The 17,812-nt window shown below is 34.7% G+C and carries 15 protein-coding genes and 3 tRNA genes; 9 read left to right on the top strand and 9 right to left on the bottom strand.

The genetic code is table 11. The features are described from left to right. Positions 1 to 160: 160 nt before the first annotated feature. Positions 161 to 2,674: a nitrite reductase large subunit NirB gene (gene nirB, locus RB619_RS08325; RefSeq protein ID WP_308096282.1), complete on the bottom strand. Its 2,514-nt coding sequence runs from the start codon at positions 2,672 to 2,674 to the stop codon at positions 161 to 163. A gap of 267 nt (positions 2,675 to 2,941) precedes the next feature. On the opposite strand from nirB, the gene RB619_RS08320 reads away from it, so the two are divergent. Together RB619_RS08320 and RB619_RS08315 are read left to right on the top strand one after the other, a co-directional pair. Beyond that, complete coding sequence (locus tag RB619_RS08320) at positions 2,942 to 3,721, top strand: META domain-containing protein (protein WP_308096280.1); 780 nt, start codon at positions 2,942 to 2,944, stop codon at positions 3,719 to 3,721. A 112-nt stretch (positions 3,722 to 3,833) separates the two neighbouring features. Further along, positions 3,834 to 4,265 (top strand): META domain-containing protein, encoded by a 432-nt coding sequence (locus tag RB619_RS08315; RefSeq protein WP_308096278.1) that lies wholly within the window; start codon positions 3,834 to 3,836, stop codon positions 4,263 to 4,265. A gap of 161 nt (positions 4,266 to 4,426) precedes the next feature. Here RB619_RS08315 and RB619_RS08310 read toward each other — a convergent pair whose 3' ends face one another. Continuing rightward, the gene (locus RB619_RS08310; protein ID WP_308096276.1) at positions 4,427 to 5,713 is read right to left on the bottom strand and encodes a DUF2130 domain-containing protein; all 1,287 of its coding nucleotides are present in this window, start codon (positions 5,711 to 5,713) and stop codon (positions 4,427 to 4,429) included. Positions 5,714 to 6,085: 372 nt separating this feature from the next. After that, positions 6,086 to 6,973 (bottom strand): LysR family transcriptional regulator, encoded by an 888-nt coding sequence (locus tag RB619_RS08305; RefSeq protein ID WP_308096274.1) that lies wholly within the window; start codon positions 6,971 to 6,973, stop codon positions 6,086 to 6,088. 223 nt (positions 6,974 to 7,196) lie between these two features. Between RB619_RS08305 and RB619_RS08300 the strand changes: the two genes are divergently transcribed. Together RB619_RS08300 and RB619_RS08295 are read left to right on the top strand one after the other, a co-directional pair. Further along, a complete protein-coding gene (locus tag RB619_RS08300; protein WP_308096272.1) occupies positions 7,197 to 7,904 on the top strand; it encodes a class I SAM-dependent methyltransferase in 708 nt (235 codons plus the stop codon). A gap of 246 nt (positions 7,905 to 8,150) precedes the next feature. Then, a complete protein-coding gene (locus RB619_RS08295; protein ID WP_308096270.1) occupies positions 8,151 to 9,368 on the top strand; it encodes a membrane dipeptidase in 1,218 nt (405 codons plus the stop codon). 25 nt (positions 9,369 to 9,393) lie between these two features. On the opposite strand, the gene RB619_RS08290 is transcribed toward RB619_RS08295, so the two are convergent. The 4 genes from RB619_RS08290 to RB619_RS08275 form a co-directional block, all read right to left on the bottom strand. After that, positions 9,394 to 9,867, bottom strand: coding sequence for a DUF3291 domain-containing protein (locus RB619_RS08290; RefSeq protein ID WP_308096268.1), 474 nt, complete (start codon positions 9,865 to 9,867; stop codon positions 9,394 to 9,396). Between the two features lie 134 nt (positions 9,868 to 10,001). Further along, positions 10,002 to 10,280: a putative quinol monooxygenase gene (locus tag RB619_RS08285; protein ID WP_308096266.1), complete on the bottom strand. Its 279-nt coding sequence runs from the start codon at positions 10,278 to 10,280 to the stop codon at positions 10,002 to 10,004. 2 nt (positions 10,281 to 10,282) lie between these two features. Next, the gene (locus RB619_RS08280; protein WP_308096264.1) at positions 10,283 to 10,885 is read right to left on the bottom strand and encodes an NAD(P)H-dependent oxidoreductase; all 603 of its coding nucleotides are present in this window, start codon (positions 10,883 to 10,885) and stop codon (positions 10,283 to 10,285) included. A 414-nt stretch (positions 10,886 to 11,299) separates the two neighbouring features. Then, positions 11,300 to 12,286 carry an aldo/keto reductase gene (locus RB619_RS08275; protein WP_308096262.1) on the bottom strand — a complete coding sequence of 329 codons (987 nt, stop codon included), beginning with the start codon at positions 12,284 to 12,286 and terminating at the stop codon, positions 11,300 to 11,302. 119 nt (positions 12,287 to 12,405) lie between these two features. Here RB619_RS08275 and RB619_RS08270 point away from each other — a divergent pair, with 119 nt between their 5' ends. Next, positions 12,406 to 13,251 carry an AraC family transcriptional regulator gene (locus RB619_RS08270; protein ID WP_308096260.1) on the top strand — a complete coding sequence of 282 codons (846 nt, stop codon included), beginning with the start codon at positions 12,406 to 12,408 and terminating at the stop codon, positions 13,249 to 13,251. A 237-nt stretch (positions 13,252 to 13,488) separates the two neighbouring features. On the opposite strand, the gene RB619_RS08265 is transcribed toward RB619_RS08270, so the two are convergent. Continuing rightward, positions 13,489 to 14,250 (bottom strand): C40 family peptidase, encoded by a 762-nt coding sequence (locus tag RB619_RS08265; protein WP_308096258.1) that lies wholly within the window; start codon positions 14,248 to 14,250, stop codon positions 13,489 to 13,491. Between the two features lie 66 nt (positions 14,251 to 14,316). Further along, complete coding sequence (locus RB619_RS08260) at positions 14,317 to 15,495, bottom strand: acetyl-CoA C-acyltransferase (protein ID WP_308096256.1); 1,179 nt, start codon at positions 15,493 to 15,495, stop codon at positions 14,317 to 14,319. Positions 15,496 to 15,732: 237 nt separating this feature from the next. Between RB619_RS08260 and RB619_RS08255 the strand changes: the two genes are divergently transcribed. From RB619_RS08255 to RB619_RS08240, 4 genes are all read left to right on the top strand, one after another. Beyond that, a tRNA-Ser gene (locus RB619_RS08255) sits at positions 15,733 to 15,816 on the top strand. Between the two features lie 15 nt (positions 15,817 to 15,831). Beyond that, a tRNA-Pro gene (locus RB619_RS08250) sits at positions 15,832 to 15,906 on the top strand. A 30-nt stretch (positions 15,907 to 15,936) separates the two neighbouring features. After that, positions 15,937 to 16,010 (top strand) — tRNA-Arg (locus RB619_RS08245). A gap of 262 nt (positions 16,011 to 16,272) precedes the next feature. Then, positions 16,273 to 17,583: a site-specific integrase gene (locus RB619_RS08240; protein ID WP_308096254.1), complete on the top strand. Its 1,311-nt coding sequence runs from the start codon at positions 16,273 to 16,275 to the stop codon at positions 17,581 to 17,583. Positions 17,584 to 17,812 lie beyond the last annotated feature (229 nt).

Below are 17,812 nucleotides of genomic sequence, written 5' to 3'. Positions count from 1 at the left end.
ATTTTAAACACATAGAAACATAGATTTTTTTGTTTTTTGTTTGAGAAATAGAAAATTAAAAGAAACTAGTTTCTAACGCATAGCTATGTGTGTTTATGCAAGTGAAACGCCTTTTTAAGTTTAATGATTCTATGTCTCTATGTGTTTTAAATAAATTTATTTACGACCAAGCTTTAGGCATTTTTTGATCTCTTAAAGGGACAAAAACTGCGTTATCGTCTTTTTCGTCTGAGTTTATAAAGTGATTAAAACGTTTCAATAATCTTGGTTTTTCAAGAACTTGCTTCCATTCGCATTCGAAAGTGTTAACTAAAGTCTGCATTTCTGCTTCTAATGTTTCGCAGATTCCTAAACTGTCTTCGATGATTACTTCTTTTAAATATTCTAAACCGCCGTCTAGTTTTTCTAACCAAGTTGAAGTTCGAATCAGCGGGCCAGCGGTGCGGATGTAATACATTAAGAATCTGTCCATGTATTTTATAACTGTTTCTTTGTCGATTTTCTCGGCTAATAAAACGGCATGTTTTGGATTTGCACCGCCATTTCCTGCGATGTATAGGTTCCATCCACCTTCAACAGCAATTAATCCGAAATCTTTTCCGCGGGCTTCTGCGCATTCGCGGATGCAGGCTGAAACGCCACCTTTTAATTTATGCGGAGAACGAATTCCTTTGTATCTGTTTTCTAGTTCGATGGCAAATCCGGCGCTGTCGTCCATTCCGTAACGACACCAAGCATTTCCTACGCAGCTTTTTACAGCACGAAGTGATTTTCCGTAAGCGTGACCACTTTCAAAACCGTTATCAATCAATATTTTCCAGATTTTCGGCAAATCACTTAAATGTGCTCCAAATAAATCGACTCTTTGCGCTCCAGTGATTTTAGTGTATAAATCAAATTGTTTAGCCACTTCGCCAATTACGATTAATTTCTCAGCAGTAATTTCGCCTCCGGCAACTCTAGGAACTACAGAATAAGTTCCGTTTCGTTGAATATTAGCCAAAAATCTATCGTTTGTATCTTGCGTTGTAACGTGTTTATTTGCAGTATCGTTATAAATGCTAGAGAAAATAGAAGCGACAACCGGTTTGCAAATTTCGCATCCGTCGCCTTTCCCGTGATGATCTAAAACATCGTAGAAATTCTCATATTTATTGATTTTTACCAAATCGAATAATTCCTGGCGGTTATAGTTGAAATGTTCACATATAACTTCTTTTACTTCTTTTCCTAAAGATTTTTGAGTCGCTTTTACCAAATCAGAAACCATTGGTTTACAGCCTCCACAGCCTGAAGTTGCTTTGGTTGCTTTTACAACATCTGAAAGTGTAGCGCAAGATTCGTCTAGAATTTTACAGCAGATGGCGCCTTTTGTTACATTTTCACAAGAGCAAATTACGGCAGTATCTGGTAAATCCATAACACTTCCTAAACTTGAACCTTCAGAGCCGTCGCGAGAACCTAAAATCAGATCTTCTGGATTTTTAGGCAAAGCCATTGCGTTGCTGTAAATCTGAAAAAGCGAATTGTAATCGCTTGAATCGCCGACTAAAATTCCACCTAAGAGCGTTTTAGAATCTTTGGTAACATTTATTCTTTTGTAGATGCCACTTAATTTGTTTTCATAAATAATGGCAGTTACGTTTTCATTTTCGATAAAAGGATCACCAAAACTCGCAACTTCAACACCAATTAATTTCAATTGTGTCGACATATCGATGGTTTCTCTCATGGTTTTATCACCATTTAAGATTTGTTCAGCAGCAACATCGGCCATTTCGTAGCCTGGAGCAACAAGTCCGTAAATGTTTTGGTTGTAAAGTGCAGCTTCACCAATTGCATAAATTGAAGGATCTGATGTCTGCATTTGATTGTTTACCACGATTCCGCCTCTCACGCCAACTTCAAGTCCTGAAACTCTAGCCAGTTCGTCACGAGGTTTGATTCCGGCAGATATAACCAACATGTCTACTTTTAACAATTCCTCATTCGCAAACATCATTCCTGTTATGCTTTCTTTTCCGTCAATATATTGTGTTGCTTTGTTAAGATGAATTCCGATATTTAATTCTTCAATTTTGGCTTGAAGCATATCGCTTGCGCCTTGATCCAATTGTCTTGGCATCAAGCGTGGTGCAAATTCCACTACATGCGGATTCAAACCTAAATCTCTAACCGCTTTAGCCGCTTCAAGGCCTAATAATCCTCCTCCTAAAACAGCAGCTTCTGTTGCGCCTTTTATTTTTATTTTTTTTGCATAAGCCATTATAGCATCTAGATCTTCGATGGTTCTGTATACAAAAACACCTTCTTTTTCGACGCCTTCAATTGGTGGAACAAAAGCAGAAGAACCTGTAGCTAAAACTAAGTAATCGTACGTATGTGTTTTGTTTAAGTGCGTGTGAATTGTTTTTGTGTCACGATTAATATCTGTAATTAATTCTGATGTATTGAGAATAATATTGTTTTCAGTGTACCAATTACTTGTTGATAATGAAAGATCATCTGCCGTTTTTCCTCCAAAGTATTCGCTTAAGTGAACACGATCATATGCGCGTCTTGGCTCTTCACCAAAAACGGTAACCTGATACTTTTCCTGTCCTGATTTTGCAACAAACTTTTCGCAAAATTTATAACCAACCATGCCGTTTCCAACTACTATTACTCTAATCATGATTTCTTTAATTAAGTATTACTACGCAAATATAAGTATTTATACTTATTAAAATACGTAACTTATTTATTTTTTAAATACCAATCATTTTTATTTACTACGTATTTTGTCGTAATCTTTTACGTAGTACGGGTTTTCAGTGATTTTGTAAATGGGCAATTTTTTAAATTTGAAAAGATTCTAAATAAGCATTTGAAAAAATTGTTGTAAATTCATAAGAATTTTACGGATGTTTTTAACAGAAAACACATTTCAAATTATAATAATATGAAAAAGATAATACCACTTTTGCTTTTACTGTCTTTGATGGTGGGCTGTAAATCTACAGCAAGCAAAAATGTAGCTACAAAAGAAACTGCTCAAGAAGGAGTAAATCAAGATGATATGAACTTTTATTTTAAAGCAACGGGAAATGAGCCGTTTTGGGGAATAAAAATTGGAAATGAGAATATTGTTTTTACATCTTTAATTCCGGGAAAAGAAAAAATAGTTTTTCCTGCTGTTGAAGCCATAAAAGCAATGGATGCTAATGTAAAGATGTATAGAGTCAATACTGAATCGGCTTCGGCTACAATTACGATTCAGCAGTTAGATTGTCAGGATTCGATGTCTGGCGCGATTTCTCCTTATAGTGTGAAAGTTGAGATTAAAAATAATTCGGAATTAGAATTTAAAAAACTCAACGGATGCGGAAAATATATTACCGATTATAGACTTTATGATATTTGGGTTTTGGAAGAATTAAATGGCTACAAAGTTTTTGCGACCGATTTTCAAAAAGAATTTCCAAGAATTGAAATTAATTCAGCAGAAAACAGATTTTCTGGTTATGGTGGTTGTAATGGAATTAGCGGACAAATTTTTTATGAAAAAGATTTATTGCGATTTACAAAGGTGATTTCGACTTTAATGGCTTGTGCCCCCGGAAATAAAGAAGGAGAGTTTACAAAAGCGTTACAAAGCACTACAACCTATTCGATTGAAAATAATCGATTAACGCTTTCAAATCCTTCTGGTAAACTTTTGGTTTTTAAAAAAGTTGATTAAAATTTGAGATTTTAAAATGTCTTAGAATGGTTTAAAAATAACTTATAGTATACTAGAATGGCTTAAAGCGAAAATACTTTTGTAAAATAAAACTTATAATTATTTATTTTACATGAAAAGGATTTTAATGCTATTTATTACGGTATCGCTTGTTTGCAGTTGCAAATCAACTAAAGATACAAAAGTTGTTACTTCGACGAATGAAAATTCAATTGAAAAGAAATTGCAACAAACTTGGATTTTGGAGAATTTAAATGGAAAAGTTATTACTGAAAAAGATTTTTCGAACTTTCCTAAAATTGTAATGTCTTCTTCAACTTTTTCAGGTTCAACAGGATGCAACGCTGTTAATGGAAATTTGTTTTCGAAAGGTACAGGACAAGTTCAGTTTACGAATCTTACTTCAGAAACTAAAAAATGTGATGCAAAAAAGGAAGTTGAATTTTTGCAATTGCTAAGAACTACCTCAGGTTATTCTGTTGAGAATAATAAGCTTTTCCTTTCCAATCAATTTGGATTGACAATGTCTTTCAAAAAAGGTTAATTAAAAATGAAAGGCTTCGATTGATTTCGAAGCCTTTTTTATTTTGTCATTTCGACCGAAGGGAGAAATCACACTAGTAATTCCGCACAGAACTTCTCCAATCTTTGTCGAGTTTCGAGTGTGATTTCTCCCTTCGGTCGAAATGACAATAATATACTTAATTACTCAAGCAATTCCTTAGTTTCTTCCTCTTCATCGTCTCCTTCAATAAAATCTAATTCTAAAGCTTTTACGCTTTGAACGGCATTTCCGGCAATACCACGAATTGATCCGTACATTCCTAAAGTATTGTGAACTACTTTTTCGATTTGTTTTTCACGTTGCTTCCAGATTCTCTGCATCGCTCTTTTTTCAGAATCTAAATCGCTTTGCATTTGCGTAAAACCTTCTACAATTCCTTCAATCTGCAAACGGAATTCGTTGCTAGTTAAGAAATCGTATAACATCGACATTTTATCGCCTTTGTTTTCCTGCGCCTGAACAGCTTGATTGATCTGAATTAAAGATTGACGTAAAACAGCACTCAAGCCTTTAAATTCTTCATACGTACAAATCCAGATTCCGTCGCGCATGCCCATTCGTTCCATTCCGTTTGGCATTACTTCAGTAACCAAAACGCCGATATTCGCTCTTTTAATTCGAATATCGTTTTTAAACTTTTCGATCCATGAAGGCTGAAACGCTTTTGTTCTTTTGCTTTCGTAATAGATCGAACCGCAGTTTTGATGTTCGCGAGTGTTTACAATTTGAAGGCAGTCGGCACCATTTGCACCTTTTTTAACTTCGTCGATACTATCAAGCGGGAAATTATTGGCAAGCCATTCTTCGATTGCTAATTCCATTATTTCGCCTTGCAATTGCATAGAACCTTGTTCCTGCTTGCGTTTCATTTCTTCGGTTAATTTTTTCTGCTCTTCTAATTGCTTTTGAAGTTCTTTAAATTTTAACTCGTTTTTATCGTCTTCTTGTTTTCTGATTTTTTCACGTTCCAAAGCCAATTGAGTGTTTAATTGCTTTTCGGCTTCGGCCTGAATGGCATCTTTCATTTCCAGTTTTTCACGCTGTAATTTTGCGATTTCGCCTTCCATTTTATTTAATTCCCTGATTTTTTCCGATTTTTCAGAGAGCTCTTTTTCCATTAAAAGCAAACGGTCTTTATTTTCTTCTTCGAGTTTGGTTTTTAGTTTTTCAGAAATTTCCTTTTCCGCAATTTTTCTTTCACGTTCCAAACGCTCGGCAAAAAGCTCGTTTTCTTGTTTCTTTTTGGCTTCAAATTCGGCTTTAGCTTTGTCCAATTGCTCATTTTTAAGCTCTAATTCTTTATTTTGAATAGTCGCTTTTTGTTGAAATTCTTTACGGATGCTGTCTTCCAATTGATGCTTTAAAACATCATTGACATCGATAGGAGTTCCGCAGTTTGGACACTGAATTGAAGATTGCTCAGCCATTTTTTATTGAATTTTTATTGTAGAATTTGAATTTGCTAAGGTATCTAAAAGTTCTCTTTTTATAATGTGGATTTCTGTACTAAATTGTAACGAATTTTTGTTATGGCCGCGAAGGCGCTAAGGCGGAAAGTTTTTTTATAATTTAATCTTGCAATCCCGATAGCTATCGGGAGCGAAGGCGCAAAGTTTTTTTTACAGCTTTTTCCGAATAGTTTGTCATTTCGACGAAGGAGAAATCTCCACGAGAAGCTCCACAAAGATTGGCTTATAGGAACGGAGTTACTTGTGAAGATTTCTCCTTCGTCGAAATGACAAAAATGAGAATAAACTTTGCGACTCTGCGTCTTTGCGAGATTAATTGCATCACAAAACTTAGCGTGAACTACTTTTATTCAATAAAAAATCAACAGCAGTTTTTGTAATTTCAGAATCATCTTCTTTTGAAGTTATAATCGAAACATCTGTTTTTAAATTAACTTTATTCAATTCGATAAAACCAATTTCAGAATCTTGATTGTTTTTTGCAATATTTGAAGGAACAATCGAAATTCCTAACCCGTTTTTGACTAATTGTACGATGGAATTGATATTGTTGGCTTCGTGGATAATTTTCGGCGTAAAGCCATAAAAAGCACAAAGTTCCAGTAAAACTTCGTGATAATGTGGTGCATAATCTTTGTTGAAGAAAACGAATGTTTCATCTTTCAGGTTTAGAATTTCTTTTTCAGATTTTAGCTGAATGTTCTTTTTATTAAAAACAATTGAAAATCCGTCCTGAAACCATAAATGCGATTTTATTTTGGGAGATTTTATCGGGGAACGAATAATTCCCATTTCGATTTTTCCTTGTTCCAAAGCATCGATTTGCTTGCTTGTTGAAACTTCAAAGAGCTTGAAATTTACATAAGGAAATTGTGCTTTCAGGTGTTTGATTAAATCTGAAATTGTTGAAGAATAAATCGAACTGATATAAGCAATTCTGAATTCGCCCGAAACATTCTCGGCAATCTTTTTTGTTTTAACGGAAATGCGTTCGAGAACTTGAAAAATTGATTTGACTTCTTTTTCAAAATATTTTCCGGCTTCGGTCAATTCTACTTTTTTATTGTTTCTGATGAAAAGCTTTGCCTGGAGTTCTTCTTCCAATTCCGCTATTTGGCGACTCAATGGTGGTTGAGAAATGAATAATTTTTCTGAAGCTTTTGTAAAGTTTAATTCTTCGGCTACAGCCAAAAAATATTTTAAGTGACGTAATTCCATGATACTTTTAAAGTATTGTTGATTGATAAAAATAGTATTTTTAAAGTATTTATGAAAGAGATAGTTTTGATGAAAAAATAATTCTCTCGCAGATTCAGCAGATAGGGCAGATTATTAATTAATTTTATTAAAATCATTCTTAATCATTAAACTTTCCGATCTATAATAGCAAAAAGATCCCCTAAATCTGCTAGATCTGCGAGAGATTAAAAAAGTAAAGACAATGAAAAAATCAACTATTACAGAAATCAAAGAACGATTTGACAAGGATGTCGAACGATTTTCGAATTTAGAAACGGGACAGTTGTCTACGATCGACGCTAAAGTTTCTTTGGAATTAATAACGGAAGCTTCAAAACGGATTGTTCCAAATGCGACTCATGTTTTGGATATTGGCTGTGGTGCAGGAAATTATACTTTAATGATGTTGTCTAAATTGCCAAATTTAAACTGCACTTTGGTCGATTTGAGTTTGCCGATGTTGGAGAAAGCTTTAGAAAGAGTTTCAGCAGAAACAAGTGGAAAAGTCGAGATTAAGCAAGGTGATATCCGCGAAGTCGCTTTGCCGGAAAATCAGTTTGATATTATTTTGGCCGGAGCAGTTTTACATCATTTGAGAGATGATCAGGATTGGGAAACAACGTTCGAAAAAATATTCAAATTGTTAAAACCGGGCGGTTGTTTTATGATTTCGGATTTGATTACGCAAGACACGGAATTATTAAACGAATATACCTGGCAACGTTACGGCGAATATTTAGAAGGAATTGGAGGAGCAGAATACCGCCAAAATGTATTCGATTATATTGCTAAAGAAGATACACCAAGATCAATGAATTATCAATTGGATTTGATGAAAAAAGTTGGTTTTTCAAAAGTCGAAATTTTGCATAAAAATATGTGTTTTGGCGCTTTTGGCGGAATTAAATAATTGTTTTTTCGCCACTAATTTCACGAATTTTCACGAATTAAATTTTTCTTAGCGAATAAAAATTAGTGCAAATTCGTGTAATTCGTGGCATTTTTTTTTGATTTAAGAAAAAGGTTAATAGAAGAATTAATACTATTGGTCGTTTGTAGTTATTGATCTGTATAATAATTAGTTTTAGAATATAAAAAAAGCGTTGATTTGTATTATCAAGTTTATTTTAGTTTCAAACATTCAAAATCAATATAAATGAGTCAAAATCAAGAATGGAATCGCAGAAGTTTTTTGCTAACAATGAGCGGAGCAGGTACAGCATTAATGTTAAATCCGCTTTTGTCGTGGGCAGGAAATGATTTAGATCCTGGAATTGCCGGTATTGTTGCGAGAACTTTTGGAATTGATACACATAATCATATTGATGTTCCGCTAATCAAATCGGAACTTCCCGGGCCAAAAGTTGATTTGGCTGGTGAATTAAACAAATCTGGATTAAAGGCGATTTGTATGACTTTTGCAGTTGATTATCAGAAGTTAGTAAATCCGGGAGATGCTTATGAAAGATTCCTTAACGGTTTGACTGCAATGGATGAAATATTGAAGTCTAATAATATGCAACGTTCTTTAAACTTTAAAGATCTTGAGTTGGCGAAAAAAGCTAAAAAGCCAACTGTAATTCAGTCTGTTGAAGGCGGGCATTTTCTTGAAGGCAAAATTGAGCGTTTGCAAATTACCTACGATCGCGGTTTAAGACATTTGGGATTGCTTCATGATAATGATGCTTCGGTACCGCTTGGTGATATTTTTACAAAAACACCACAATGGGGCGGACTTACGACTTTTGGTTCTGAAGTTATTAGGGAATGCGAAAGATTGGGAATTTTGGTCGATTTGTCGCATTGTGATAATAATACGGTAAATGGAGCTTTAAAAGTAGCTAAAAATCCTGTTTTGGTTTCTCATACTGGGCTAAATACGCGTTTAGGAAATAATGAATTTATGTCTAAGATGATGATGCCAAGATTAATTAATAATGAACAAGCTAAAATCGTTGCTGATAATGGTGGTGTGATTGGTGTTTGGACGCATCTCGCGGATTCTCCAACAGAATTTGCCGATAATATTAAAGCAATGGTTGATGTTGTTGGTATTGATCATGTCTGCATTGGAACAGACACAAAATTGACGCCAGCCTATCGTTCGCCAAATGATAAAGGCTGGGGACAAGGTGAAGACAAAAAACCGCAAGGACAAAATGAACCGCCTAAAAAAGAAAATGATCAAAAAGCTCAAGACAATAATAAAAAGCAAGGATCTCAGGGGACGAATCAGACCTGGGGAATTGAGAAACAAGGGTTTTATTATACGGTTGTGGAATCATTATTGAACGCTGGTTTTAAAGAAGGAGAAATTGCTAAAATTGGTGGCGGAAACTATTGCCGAATATTTGATATAGCAACTAAAAAGTAAAATAGAAAAGCGAAATAAAGATTCTTTATTTCGCTTTTTCTTTATGTTCATTTGGTGCAGAGAATTTGGTTCTTAAATCAAAAACAAGTTCTGAAGCTCCGTTTTGCTGAAGATAATCTAGTTTTTCAACGGCTTCTTCAAGTGTTGGAATATGTCCTTTTGGAATCCACCACATTGCAGTGTGTGCTTTTCCGAATTTCACAAACCATTCTTTTCGGCGTTTTAGAAATTCACTGTGAAACGTTTTGTACATATAATGTTCCAAAGTTTCGATGTTTTCCCAAACCGAAACATTTACAATTATCTGCTCGTCATTGTATGGATTTAAGTTTGTGGCATTGTAACTGTCGTCTTTAAGTCGCCAGACAAATCCTTCGCTGTTTTCAGCTAAGGTGTTTACAAGATCTAAATTGTCTACAAACTCTTTCATGATAGGATCGTTGATGTCGACGCCTTTCATTTTTGCGATATTAATTTCGGCAAGATGATATTGACTCATATTTTATAGGATAAAGAAATGGCAATTTAATCTTTTTCTGAAAAATTTTATAGCCACGAATTCACGAATTTTATTTTTTAAAATCTATGCGTAAAGTATTTAAAATAATTCGTGAATTCGTGGCTATAAAAAACTTATAAAATTTGAATCGTTTTGTAAACCTGAACGGGAGCAGATAAAAAAGCTTCACTTTTTGAGATAAAATCGACTAAATAAGGCTGATTGTTATGGATATCAAGTCCGGACTGATCTTTCCATTCTTCCCAAATGATGAAAACATTTTCGGTATTATGAAGATCATAACGAATACAAGCTTCTTCTTTTCTGGTTTGTGTAACCAAATTTTGAATCATGTTTTTAACGTCTTCAATGTTTTCTTTTTTACTTTTAATAATTGCGGTAATGGATATCATAATTATAAGTTTTTAAAAGTTTCTTCTAAATGAGCTTTGTAGTTTTTTTCGAAAATGACAATGTTTTCGGTAGTTGCACCTTTCTCAACGTCGTGAAAATGGAAACCGTTTAGTTTTTCCATACCTACAAATTTATTCATTTTATGGAAACCAAACATCGCTCCGTCGTCAACAGAAGTTTCTTCGAAGAATTCTCCCGGAAGTGTGAAGGCAGTTGCAGGTGCATTCCAACTTGTGGTTAGCATGTATTTGCGTCCGTGTAATTGTCCGCCGGTTCCGTAATTGATGTCGGGATTTACTCGGCTTCTTCCGTCGCTTTTGTAGATTCCTTTGTTGTGTCCGGCTGTGAAAACGTCGTCGATGTATTTTTTGAAAAGATTGGGTAATTGAAACCACCAAACTGGCGTGTGATACACCACAACATCTGCCCAAACGAATTTTTCTACTTCTTCGTCTAAATCAAAATCTTGTTTAATATCGGTTGTTTTTATTTCGTAGTTTTTACTTTTTAGGTATTCGATTGTCCAATCGGTTACTGTTTCATTGAATTTTCCGCCTGAATGTGCGAAATTTTGACTTCCGTTGATGATAAATATTTTTTTCATTTTTATAGGATTGTTTCTTTTGAAAATGGATGCGTGAGGGATTGAGGCGGTATCCTTTTGTGAAGTGAAACGGAACAAAAGATATAGCCGAAAGCCCGACCCGGAGGGACACGCCCAAATTCTAATTATTTAAATTTTGAGATTTTTTTTAAACACATAGAAACATAGGTTTTTCTATCTTGAAAAAAGGTAATGGAAAGAAACTAGTTTCTAACACATAGTTCTCAAAGTTTGTCATTTCGAGGAACGAGAAATCGCACACGTTGCTCGCCAAAGATTGGCGACTTAGTTTGCGGAGTTTCTAGTGCGATTTCTCGTTCCTCGGAATGACAAGATTGACCAGACTATGTTTATTAATGCAAGTGAAACGCCTTTATAGACAAAGTAAAACTATGTTTCTATGTGTTTAAAATATTATTTAAGCTTTGAAATTGCCTGATTAATAAACTCCAATTCTGAAGCTGATAAATCGAAATCCATTGCTTTTGCGTTTGAAATGGCTTGTTCTGCGTTTCTTGCTCCGGCTAAAACAACTGCAATTCCTTTTTGTAATGACGTCCATCGTAATACTAATTGCGAAATTGAAATGTGTTTTGCGTTTGCCAATGAACTTAATTCTTCAACCAAAGTTTTTACTTTTTGAAGGTCGAATTGTCCAAAATAACCGTTTCTATGATCGTTTTCTTTTAGTTTGCTGTCGGTGAAATATTTCCCGGTTAATAAACCTCTTTCCATTGGACTGTAAGCAATGATTCCGATGTTTTCTGCAACTGTAAACGGAATTAAATCGGTTTCAATTTTGCGATTCAACATGCTGTATGCGACTTGATTTGAAGCGATTTGAACTGTTTTTTGTGCTTCCTGAATTTGCGAAATACTATAATTACTTACGCCAAAAGCTCTGATTTTTCCTTGTTGGATTAAAGTTTCGACAGCTTCCATGGTTTCGGAAATTGGAGTAGTGGAGTCCGGCCAGTGAATTTGAAGCAAATCGATATAATCGGTTTGAAGACGTTTTAGGCTTTCTTCGATTTCTTTTATTACGTTTGCTTTTGATGAATATTTGTAAATAGGAACTTTTTTACCGTTATCATCGGCGTCGAAAAAAAAATCGCCTTTTCCGTTGTTGCTTCCGTCCCAAACTAAACCGAATTTGGTCAACAACTGAACTTTAGAGCGATCATAAGATTTTATTGCTTCGCCAATCATTTCTTCGCTTAAACCAAATCCGTAAAAAGGAGCGGTGTCTATTGTGGTTACGCCATGATCGATAGACGCCTGAACAGATTCTATTGAATCTTTCTTTTCGTTTCCGCCCCACATGTTTCCGCCAATGGCAAATGCGCCGTATGTTATTGCTGATAATTCAAGTTCTGAGTTGCCTAATTTTCTATATTCCATAATGTTGTATTTTTATATCTTAAATTTCACTTGGCAAAATTATACCATTTTTAAGAGTGTTAACTTGTATATATTTGTCTTTTTTATGTAAATTTGCAACTTCAAATACTTTAGAAGTCATGAAAAAAGAAAATTTATACGAGCCGTTTACGGTTTCCTTTGAGACTTTGGATGAATATCCGGATGTTGGAGATCGTCATAATTTCTTTGAATTGGTATATATTTTAAGTGGAACAGGAAGACAGTGCATCAACAAAAATATTTTCGAATATGATGCCGGACATATGTTTTTATTGACGCCTGAGGATTGTCATAATTTTACAATTGAAACCAAAACGAAGTTTTTCTTTTTGAGATTCAATGATATTTATTTGAAGAATTCGAGTCTGCAAAACGAGAATGTTCAGCGTTTAGAATATATTCTTCAGAATGCGAATCATCAGCCGGGCTGTATTTTAAAAAATGATGCTGATAAATGTTTGGTGAAGGTGATGATTGAAGCGATTTGCAGAGAACATCAGGATAAAGATGTTTACAATCAGGAATTGATTCAGCAATTGGTTAATACACTGATTATTATTGTGGCTCGAAATATTGCGAAATATTTGCCGGAACAAGTGAATGTAGGAACGGAAGCAAAGGCAATGGATATCTTGCAATACATTCAGACGAATATTTATTATCCGGAGAAAATTAAAGCGGAATCGATAAGTGATTATTTCGGAATTTCGAATACGTATTTAGGGCGTTATTTTAAGAAACATGCCGATGAAACGATGCAACAGTATATCAGCAATTATAAAACGAAGTTGATTGAACATCGCTTGCAATTTAGTGATAAGCGAATTAACGAAATTGCTTATGAATTTGGTTTTACGGATGAAAGCCACTTTAATAAATTCTTTAAAAAGCAAAAAGGCTACAGTCCTTCAGAATTTAGAAAGACGATTCGATTGAGTGCGTAGATTTTGTTTACCACTAATTTCTCGAATTTGCACTAATTTTTAGCCACAGATTAAAGTGATTAAATGATTTTTTTGTTTCATGCAGATTTTAAATAATTTAGGCAGAATTTAAAATAAATCAGCTTAATCTGTTAAATCTGCGAGAGAAAAAAAATCCGTTGAAATCCGCGTTTTCGCAAAGCGAATCTGTTTTATCCGCGTACGTTATTCAATTTTTCGATAATAAAATCAAAGCCCTTAGATAATCTTCTTGATTACACGAAGTTTGTGCGTGTGTTTGTTTATTTCTGGGTTGTAAATTCCTGTGTGGTCTAAACGGTCGATGCGTACTTTTCCACTTGCGTGAATGATATAGTTGTTTTCCATAATGATTCCGACGTGAATGATGTTTCCTTCGTCGTTATCAAAAAAGGCCAAATCTCCAGGCTCGCTTTCTTCAATAAAACTTAAAGGTTCACCGTCAAGCGCTTGCTGTGAGGCGTCACGATGAATTTTATAGCCGTTTAATTTGTAAACCATTTGGGTAAAACCAGAGCAATCGATTCCAAAAGGTGTTTTTCCGCCCCAAAGATAAGGTGCATTTAAATACATAAAAGCTGTATTTATTAGAGCGCTTTTCGGTTTTATACCGCTGGTTTTGGTTCCTTCAAAATCAAAGTTTGAAATGTTGATTTCGCTGTTATTTAAAAAAGATAGCGAGGCTCCAAGCGGAATTGGAAGTAATAAATTATTTGGAGCTGTAATATAATCAATCAAATCGGCATTTAAGATAATGGCTTCTTTGCTTAATTGATTGTACTGTTCTTCAGAGATTACCTGATATTGTTTCGAATCGACCCAGCCTTCATAATCATCAAACTGAATTTTGATTTTTGCCCATTGATTATGGCGTTCTAAGATTTCGATATGCTCGCCAAATAAAAGTTGTGTAACGATTTCACTTCTGTCACTAGCTTCGGCTCGAACGGGTACTATGGCTAAATTGCAAATTCCGAACATTTAAGGTAATTTATAAGTTGAAAAATAGGAGTTAAATCAATAACTCCTATTTTGATTTATTAGTATTTAAGCTCTTTCGATAACAATTGCAGATGCACCTCCACCGCCATTGCAAATTGCAGCAGCTCCGGTTTTTGCATTGTTTTGTTCTAAAACGTTTAGTAAAGTTACGATAATACGTGCTCCAGATGCTCCAAGAGGATGTCCAAGAGAAACAGCGCCACCGTTTACGTTTACTTTGTTGTTATCTAAATTTAAGATTTTTGCATTGGCTAAACCAACCACAGAAAATGCTTCATTGAATTCAAAATAATCTACATCTGAAATTGAAATTCCTGCCTTGTCTAATGCTTTTGGTAATGCTTTTGCTGGACTTGTAGTAAACCATTTAGGTTCTTGTGCAGCATCAGCATAGCCTTTTATGTAAGCAAGAGGCTTTAAACCCAATGCATTTGCTTTTTCTTCCGACATTAAAATTAAAGCGGCAGCTCCATCATTAATTGTAGAGGCATTTGCAGCAGTTACAGTTCCGTCTTTTGTAAAAACTGGGCTTAATGATGGAATTTTATCTAATTTTACATTAGTGTATTCTTCATCTTTAGAGAATATAATTGGTTCACCACGTCTTTGTGGTACTTCAACAGGAACAACTTCATTGTCAAATTTTCCGGCATCCCAAGCTTTTGCACTTCTTTCGTAAGATTGAATGGCAAAATTATCTTGTTCTTCACGGCTGATGTTGTATTCAGTTGCACATAAATCAGCGCAAACTCCCATTGCGTTGTTATCGTAAGCATCTGTCAAACCATCTTTTTGCATTCCGTCCAACATTGTTGCTGGTCCAAATTTATTTCCGGCACGCATTTGTACGTAGTGTGGAATTAAACTCATGCTTTCCATTCCGCCAGCAACTACAATTTCTGCATCTCCGCAGGCAATTGCTTGCGCAGCGAACATTACTGCTTTCATTCCAGAAGCACAAACTTTGTTTACAGTAGTAGCAACAACTTCTTCAGACAAACCAGCAAAAAGAGCTGCTTGACGGGCTGGAGCTTGTCCAACGCCTGCCTGAATTACATTACCCATAAAAACTTCATCAACTAATTTTGGGTCTAGGTTAATTTTTTGAAGGGCTCCTTTAATAGCGGCAGCGCCTAATTTTGGTGCGGTTACGGTAGATAACCCTCCCATGAAACTTCCGATAGGTGTTCTAACGGCAGAAACAATCACAACTCTTTTGTTCATTTTCTGTTAATATTAGTTATCTAGCAAATTTACTCTTTATTTGAATAAATTCAAATTTTGTGTCAAATAGGGTGATTTTAAATTTAAGATGAAATTTTTGTTAATTCTATTCGTTTGATTGTGAAGTGTTTTAGAAAAAAGATGAAAAAAACTTTAAAAAAAGCGCAAAAATAGTTGTGAGATATGGAATGTTGTCTTACATTTGCAACCGCAAAACAGAACACGTTTCTTGAGCTTGGAGAGGTGCCAGAGCGGTAATGGAGCAGATTGCTAATCTGTCGACGGGTAACCGTCGCCAGGGTTCGAGTCCCTGTCTCTCCGCTTAAATTTTGCCTTCGGGGTGTAGCGTAGCCCGGTTATCGCGCCTGCTTTGGGAGCAGGAGGCCGCAGGTTCGAATCCTGCCACCCCGACTAAACTTTACCATAAGTTTAAAAAGAAATGGTTCCATAGCTCAGCTGGATAGAGCAACGCACTTCTAATGCGTAGGTCGAAGGTTCGAATCCTTCTGGGATCACTAAGACCGATTTTTTGAATCGGTCAAAACGTTGAAAACCCGCATCTTTACTGAGATGCGGGTTTTTTTTTGTTCATTCTAGTTTCAAAAACGCTCATTCTTTCGCTAATTTTTATGGCACATTCGTGGCAATTTATTCTGCTAAAAAAAATTGCCACAAAAAACGAGTTAAAGTGTTGTTCTTCAACATGTAAAGCTGGTTAACGACTTGATTTAGAGATATTATAATTCGACCTTTATTAACTTATTAAATTGTTGAATTATGTTAGAAAACAGTTTTGGAATTACCTTCTTTTTGAAGAGTTCCGTAAAAAGTACCAAAGAGAAGTATATTTATCTGAGAATTACTGTAGATGGAGTTCCTAAAGAAACATCCACTAAACGAAAATGGGATTTTAACCGGTGGGAGCAGAAGACTGCAAGGGCGACAGGAAATAAAGAAGATGCTAAGGCTTTAAATTTGTTTTTGAATTCGCTTGAATTAAAAATAAACAAATACAGAGACGAACTCTCTGAGAAACGAGAGATTGTCAGCAGTGTAAAACTTATTAACTATGCTTTAGGTAAAACTACTGTAAAGTCCACAGTGCTGCAGGAATTTCAGCTCCACAATGATCAAATGTTAGCTTTAGTAGAAAAAGAGGAGTATGCTATTGGCACCCATGAGCGTTACGAGATATCAAAAAAACATGTTACCGAGTTTATGTTTTATAAATACGGTTTAAGGGATATGGAATTTAGCGAGCTGAATTTTGAATTTGTAAAAGATTATGAGTTTTATCTTAAAACAGTAAAGAATATAAGCAATAACACTGCTCTCAAATATATTTCTAATTTTAAGAAGGTTGTTCTTATCGGGGTTGATAAAGAAATTATTTCTGCAGATCCATTTAAGCGTTTTAAATCTAAAAAGATTAAAGTGCCTAAAAAGCCTTTAACTAATCATGAGTTGTCACTATTGGAAAAGCATAAATTTTTAACAGATCGTCTCAGTGTGGTAAGAGATGTTTTTGTCTTTCAGTGTTATACTGGTCTTGCATATATTGATGTATTTAATTTAAAGCAGTCTGACTTAAAGTTTGGTATTGATCAAGAGAAATGGATAATGTCTGCAAGACAGAAAACAAAAAACACAATAAATGTTCCTTTACTGCCAAAAGCTATTGAAATAATAGAGAGTTACAAAAATCACCCTTTATGCATACAGAGAAATTCTGTACTGCCTGTAAGTTCAAATCAGAAAATGAATGAATACCTTAAAGAAATTGCTGATTTGTGCGGGATAAGAAGTGTGTTAAATACCCACAAGGCGAGAAGAACCTTCGCTAGTACTGTTACGTTAAATAATAATGTACCAATTCATGTAGTAAAGGAAATGCTGGGACATCAGTCTGTAAGCCAGACAGAAGGATATGCTATAACTGAAGAGCTTACCATCGGGCGTGAGATGCAGGGATTAAAACAAAGACTAGAAGAGAAGCAAGGCAATTCTGTTAAGGTAACTATAGAAACAATTGAAAAAATGGAACAAGAACTGATTCAAATGAAGAAAAGTCTTGGTTTAAAATCTTAATTTAATAAGGCACAATTAAATTCATATCTAATTGTGTCTTGTTATCAGGGTATAAATGGTTACTATTGAGGAATATTAAGATAAATGCATAACGGTGCTGGTTTGTTAATCGTTATTTTCCAAATATTTAAATTGCATACTAGAAAAGAAATATTAAAATAAAAACGCAATTAAATTGTACAATTTGTATAATTAAAATTGTATATTTGTATAACGAATCAATTCAAAT

Origin of the sequence: Flavobacterium sp. LHD-80 (assembly GCF_030929605.1) — a bacterium.
GTDB lineage: Bacteria > Bacteroidota > Bacteroidia > Flavobacteriales > Flavobacteriaceae > Flavobacterium.
Note: the sequence above shows the minus strand (reverse complement) of the source record. Positions and strands in the feature narration are given on the sequence as shown.

Excerpts from the sequence above, each read along its gene's own strand:
- RB619_RS08265 (WP_308096258.1), bottom strand. The coding sequence starts at position 14,250 with ATGTTCGGAATTTGCAATTTAGCCATAGTACCCGTTCGAGCCGAAGCT.
- RB619_RS08290 (WP_308096268.1), bottom strand. The coding sequence starts at position 9,867 with ATGAGTCAATATCATCTTGCCGAAATTAATATCGCAAAAATGAAAGGC.
- RB619_RS08285 (WP_308096266.1), bottom strand. The coding sequence starts at position 10,280 with ATGATATCCATTACCGCAATTATTAAAAGTAAAAAAGAAAACATTGAA.
- RB619_RS08300 (WP_308096272.1), top strand. The coding sequence starts at position 7,197 with ATGAAAAAATCAACTATTACAGAAATCAAAGAACGATTTGACAAGGAT.
- RB619_RS08260 (WP_308096256.1), bottom strand. The coding sequence starts at position 15,495 with ATGAACAAAAGAGTTGTGATTGTTTCTGCCGTTAGAACACCTATCGGA.
- RB619_RS08295 (WP_308096270.1), top strand. The coding sequence starts at position 8,151 with ATGAGTCAAAATCAAGAATGGAATCGCAGAAGTTTTTTGCTAACAATG.
- nirB (WP_308096282.1), bottom strand. The coding sequence starts at position 2,674 with ATGATTAGAGTAATAGTAGTTGGAAACGGCATGGTTGGTTATAAATTT.
- RB619_RS08270 (WP_308096260.1), top strand. The coding sequence starts at position 12,406 with ATGAAAAAAGAAAATTTATACGAGCCGTTTACGGTTTCCTTTGAGACT.
- RB619_RS08280 (WP_308096264.1), bottom strand. The coding sequence starts at position 10,885 with ATGAAAAAAATATTTATCATCAACGGAAGTCAAAATTTCGCACATTCA.
- RB619_RS08240 (WP_308096254.1), top strand. The coding sequence starts at position 16,273 with ATGTTAGAAAACAGTTTTGGAATTACCTTCTTTTTGAAGAGTTCCGTA.
- RB619_RS08305 (WP_308096274.1), bottom strand. The coding sequence starts at position 6,973 with ATGGAATTACGTCACTTAAAATATTTTTTGGCTGTAGCCGAAGAATTA.
- RB619_RS08320 (WP_308096280.1), top strand. The coding sequence starts at position 2,942 with ATGAAAAAGATAATACCACTTTTGCTTTTACTGTCTTTGATGGTGGGC.
- RB619_RS08275 (WP_308096262.1), bottom strand. The coding sequence starts at position 12,286 with ATGGAATATAGAAAATTAGGCAACTCAGAACTTGAATTATCAGCAATA.
- RB619_RS08315 (WP_308096278.1), top strand. The coding sequence starts at position 3,834 with ATGAAAAGGATTTTAATGCTATTTATTACGGTATCGCTTGTTTGCAGT.
- RB619_RS08310 (WP_308096276.1), bottom strand. The coding sequence starts at position 5,713 with ATGGCTGAGCAATCTTCAATTCAGTGTCCAAACTGCGGAACTCCTATC.